Here is a 4,830-nt window from a genome sequence, read left to right as displayed (position 1 = left end):
CCAGCCACAGCCAGAGATGTCCGGTACGGCGGCGGCGCGGGACCCGGGCGGTGTCGGGGGCCGGCGCACCGGTGCCGGCCGGGCTCCGGTGCGGGTCCTCGTGAGCGCGCAGCCTCTCGTCCTGGTAGGTCATGGTGCCTCTCCCTCCCTCTGGGAAACCGCCGGGGGCCACCGGACTCTCCATGCTCCTATCAGGACCCCGTCCCGGACCATCGGTGCCAACACCCATTTACGGGGGTGCCGACCCTGTAGACGGGCGCCGGCGAACACCCGGCGGAGTGGAGACGCTCGCACCGGCCATAGTGGAGGCACCCGTCCGTCCGCACAACCATGAAGGAGACACCCCGGCCTTGTCCCTGTTCTGGCGCATCTTCCTGCTCAACGCCGCGGTCCTGGTCGCAGCGGGTGCCCTGCTCCTGCTCGGTCCGGTCACCGTGTCCGCCCCGGTGGTGCTGACCGAGGCCCTGATCCTCGCCGGCGGCATCGCCGCGATGCTGGGTGCCAACGCCATGCTGCTGAGGCTCGGACTCGCCCCGCTCCAGCGCGTCACCCGGGCGATGAGGACCACCGACCTGCTGAGCCCCCGCCCGCGCCCCGAGGTCGCCGGGCACGGGGAGATCGCTGACCTGATCGCCACGTTCAACAGCATGCTCGACCGGCTGGAGGCGGAGCGGGCGACGAGCAGTGCCCGCGCGCTGTGGGCTCAGGAGGCCGAACGCCGCCGGGTCGCGCAGGAACTGCACGACGAGGTCGGCCAGACGCTCACCGCGGTGCTGCTCGAACTGAAGCGGGTGGCCGGGCACGCCCCGGAGCCGCTGCGGGAGGAACTGGCCCACGTCCAGGAGATCACCCGGGGCAGCCTGGACGAGATCCGCCGGATCGCCCGCCGGCTGCGCCCCGGAGTACTGGAGGAACTGGGGCTGGTCAGCGCGCTGACGGCCCTGACCACCGAGACGCCGACACCCAACGGGCTCACGATCAGGCGGCACATGGAGAAGGACCTCCCCGAACTCGGCCAGGAGGCCGAGCTGGTCGTCTACCGCATCGCCCAGGAGTGCCTCACCAACACCGTGCGGCACGCCGGGGCGACCCGGCTCGAACTGTTCCTGCGCCGCGGCCCCGGCGGGGTGGAGCTGCGGATCCGCGACAACGGCAGCGGCCTCGGCGGCGCCCCCGAGGGCGCCGGGCTGCGCGGCATGCGGGAGCGGGCCCTGCTCATCGGGGCGGGGCTCACCCTCGGCAGCGACCCCGGGGGCGGCACGGACGTACGCCTCGTGGTGCCCGTACCCGGCACCGACGCGCCCGCAGAGAACGGAAACACCTGACCATGCCTCACACACCGTCCACCGCGCCCGTCCGGAAGACCCGCATCCTGCTCGCCGACGACCACGCCCTGGTCCGGCGGGGGGTACGGCTCATCCTCGACGGCGAACCCGACCTCCAGGTCGTCGCCGAGGCGGGTGACGGGGCCGAGGCCATCCAGATGGCCCGTTCCGAGCGGCCCGACCTCGCGGTACTCGACATCGCCATGCCCCGGCTGACGGGCCTCCAGGCGGCCCGGGAGCTGTCCCGGACCCTGCCGGAGCTGCGCATACTGATGCTGACCATGTACGACAACGAGCAGTACTTCTTCGAGGCGTTGAAGGCCGGCGCCTCCGGGTTCGTCCTGAAGTCGGTGGCCGACCGCGACCTGGTGGAGGCGTGCCGGGCCGCCATGCGTGACGAGCCGTTCCTCTATCCGGGCGCGGTCACCGCCCTCGTCCGGAACTATCTGGACCGGGTCAGGGAGGGCCGGGACGTCCCGGACCGCGCGATCACCGAGCGGGAGGAGGAGATCCTCAAGCTGGTCGCCGAGGGCCATTCGTCCAAGGAGATCGCGGGCATGCTCGTCATCAGCGTCAAGACGGTCGAACGCCACCGGGCCAACCTGCTCCAGAAACTGGGACTCAGGGACCGTCTGGAGCTCACCCGGTACGCGATCCGGGCCGGGCTGATCGAGCCGTGAGCGCGCGGACCGGGGGCCTCGGCACCATGGCCGGGCTGTGCGTTTCATACGATTCTCACCGAGTGCGCTTACGGTTCTCCCGTGACCCAGACGAGCCCGCCCGGATGGCACCCAGACCCCGGGCATTCAGGAATCGGCCCCGTTCATGAACGCTGGTGGGACGGGAGCCGGTGGACGGACCAGCTCCGTGTGCCCCCCGCGGCCGTACGGCGCCGCCGGATACGCGTCGGCGCCGGCATAGCCGCCGGTGTCGTGCTCCTCGCCGCCGTCGGAGGCGGCGCCTACCTGCTGGGGGCCGGTGACTCCGGCGGCACTTCGGCCGCCCGCTCGGCCCCGTCCGACGCGCCGGAGCGGCCCGGCGCACAGGGCGGCGGCCGGGACGACGGCGGGAGCGGCGGCCGAGGCGGCGGTGGCGAGGAAGGGCAGCGGCAGGAGGCGCCGCAGAGCGAGGACGGGTACGCCACCGACCTCGCCAGCGGTATCAGCATCCCGGTCCTCGACGGCTGGACCGGTCAGTCCGGCACCGTCGGCGCCGGGGTGACGACCGGTGAGTACGCCTGCCCCGGTGACGAGAGCCAGAGCTGCGTCCTGGGCGGGGTGTTCTCCGCGCCGGCCCAGGCCCTGAAGGTCACCGCCACCACACCGAAGGCGGCGGCCCAGGCCGACATCCGGACCAACGCCGAGGAGTCCTACGGCGAGAAGATCTACGCGGGGATCACCTCCCACGAGCAACTGAAGTCCGAGGCGGTCACGGTGGCCGGCCAGGAGGGCTACCGGGTGCGCTGGAAGGTGGTGACGGAGAACGGCGACGACGGCTACGTCGAGTCGCTCGCCTTCCCCTCCCCCAACATCCCGGACATGCTGGTCGTCATCCGGTCCGGTTTCGACATCAACGACAAGGCGCCGAAGCTGTCCGTGATGGACGACATCGCCAAGGGCGTCAAGAAGGCGACGGGCCTGGGTTCCGGTTCGGGCCGGAGCGCCTGACCACGAGCGGGCAGGCGGACACCCGTCACGGCCGTACCGGGTGGGTCCGGTACGGCCGCCGGTGCGCCGTGGTCCGCGGGCCAGGCACCCCGGCCCGTGGGAAGCCGGTCCGGGCCCGGTGGGATCAGGCCACCGGCACGGGGAAGGTCGGGTACTCGACGCCGGAGACGTGCTGGACGACCCGGACGACCTGGCAGGAGTAGCCGAACTCGTTGTCGTACCAGAGGTAGAGGATCGCGTCGTCGCCCTCCACCTTGGTGGCGCCCGCGTCCACGATCGAGGCGTGGCGCGAGCCGATGAAGTCACTGGAGACCGCGTCAGGGGCGTTGGTGAAGTCGATCTGGCGCTTGAGCGGCGAGGTCAGCGACACGTTGCGCAGGTACTCCAGCACCTCCTCACGGGTGGTCTCGCGCCCGAGCCGCAGACTGAGGATGGCGATCGAGACGTCCGGCACCGGCACCCGGATCGAGCTGCCGGTGATCCGGGCGTCGAGGTCGGGCAGCGCCTTGGCGACGGCGGAGGCGGCGCCGGTCTCGGTGATGACCATGTTGAGCGGCGCGGAGCGGCCCCGGCGGTCGGACTTGTGGTAATTGTCCAGCAGGTTCTGGTCGTTGGTGAACGAGTGGACGGTCTCCACGTGGCCGCGCAGGACGCCGTACTCGTCCGCCATGGCCTTCAGCGGCGGGACGATCGCGTTGGTCGTGCAGGAGGCGCAGGACAGGATCTGCTCGTCCGGCTTGATCATCTCGTGGTTGACGCCGTGGACGACGTTGAGGACGTCGCCCTTACCGGGGGCCGTCAGGACGACCTTGTCGATGCCGGGCCGCAGGTGCTGGGAGAGGCCGGCGCGGTCGCGCCAGCGGCCGGTGTTGTCGATGAGGATGGCGTTCTTGACGCCGTACGCCGTGTAGTCGACCTCGGAGGGGTCGTCGGCGTAGATCATCTTGATCTCGTTGCCGTTGGCGACGATCGTGCCGCTCGCCTCGTCGACGGTGATCGTGCCCTGGAACTGGCCGTGGATGGAGTCGCGGCGCAGCAGCGAGGCGCGCTTGACGATGTCCTGGGCCCCGCCCTTGCGGACGACGATGGCACGGAGCCGCAGGCCGTTGCCGGAGCCGGCCTTCTCGATGAGCAGCCGGGCCAGGAGGCGGCCGATGCGGCCGAAGCCGTACAGCACCACATCGCGGGCCTCACGGCGCTCGATCTTGTTCTCCCCGGTCGCCCCGGCGACGGCCTCGGCGGTGAACTCCTCGACCGTCAGGCCGCGTCCGTCGTTCCGGTAGGTGGCGGCGAGCATGCCGAGATCGATCTGGGAGGGGCCGAGATCGAGAGTGGTCAGGGCCTTCAGGAACGGCAGCGTCTCGGTGACCGAGAGCTCCTCCCCGGCTATCTGCCGGGCGAACCGGTGGGTCTTGAGGATGCTCACCACCGACTTGTTCACCAGGGAGCGGCTGTGCAGCAGGATCGTCACATCCCGCTCGCGGTGGAGGTTCCCGATGATCGGGATCATCGATTCCGCGGTCTCTTCGCGGGTCTTCCAGTCGGTGAACGAGTCGTCGTTGACAGTCACAGGATTCTCTTTCGAGCTAGGAGGCGCTCATATGCTAACCCGGCCGAAAGATGATCGTTCAGAGGGGGCGTCGCCCTGAAGGGCACCGGCGACGGCGCTCCGGACCAGGCGCCGCGAGCCGGTCCGGCGGAGGTGCTCGCGGCCGGGCCGGACGGGCCGGAGCGCCCGGCGGCCAGGGGCCGCCCGCCCCGGCCCCGGAGTACACGGTCCCGGCCCCGCCGCGTTCCTCGACGGCCCGCAGGCGGACACCTGTCTCTTATACACATCT

Annotated in this window: 4 protein-coding genes; 3 read left to right on the top strand and 1 reads right to left on the bottom strand. The window is 71.1% G+C overall.

What is annotated here, in order from left to right; genetic code table 11:
* Positions 1–350: 350 nt before the first annotated feature.
* From IH13_RS0128920 to IH13_RS0128910, 3 genes are all read left to right on the top strand, one after another.
* Complete coding sequence (locus IH13_RS0128920; RefSeq protein WP_031088966.1) at positions 351–1,325, top strand: HAMP domain-containing sensor histidine kinase; 975 nt, start codon at positions 351–353, stop codon at positions 1,323–1,325.
* Positions 1,326–1,327: 2 nt separating this feature from the next.
* Positions 1,328–2,005: a response regulator gene (locus IH13_RS0128915; RefSeq protein WP_031088965.1), complete on the top strand. Its 678-nt coding sequence runs from the start codon at positions 1,328–1,330 to the stop codon at positions 2,003–2,005.
* 81 nt (positions 2,006–2,086) lie between these two features.
* Positions 2,087–2,992 (top strand): DUF2510 domain-containing protein, encoded by a 906-nt coding sequence (locus IH13_RS0128910; RefSeq protein ID WP_031088963.1) that lies wholly within the window; start codon positions 2,087–2,089, stop codon positions 2,990–2,992.
* A gap of 124 nt (positions 2,993–3,116) precedes the next feature.
* Here the strand turns inward: IH13_RS0128910 and IH13_RS0128905 are convergent, their stop codons facing one another.
* Complete coding sequence (locus IH13_RS0128905; RefSeq protein WP_031088961.1) at positions 3,117–4,562, bottom strand: glyceraldehyde-3-phosphate dehydrogenase; 1,446 nt, start codon at positions 4,560–4,562, stop codon at positions 3,117–3,119.
* Positions 4,563–4,830: the final 268 nt, after the last annotated feature.

This window comes from Streptomyces sp. NRRL WC-3549 (genome assembly GCF_000721935.1).
GTDB lineage: Bacteria > Actinomycetota > Actinomycetes > Streptomycetales > Streptomycetaceae > Streptomyces.
This window is presented reverse-complemented; position numbering and strand designations above follow the sequence as displayed.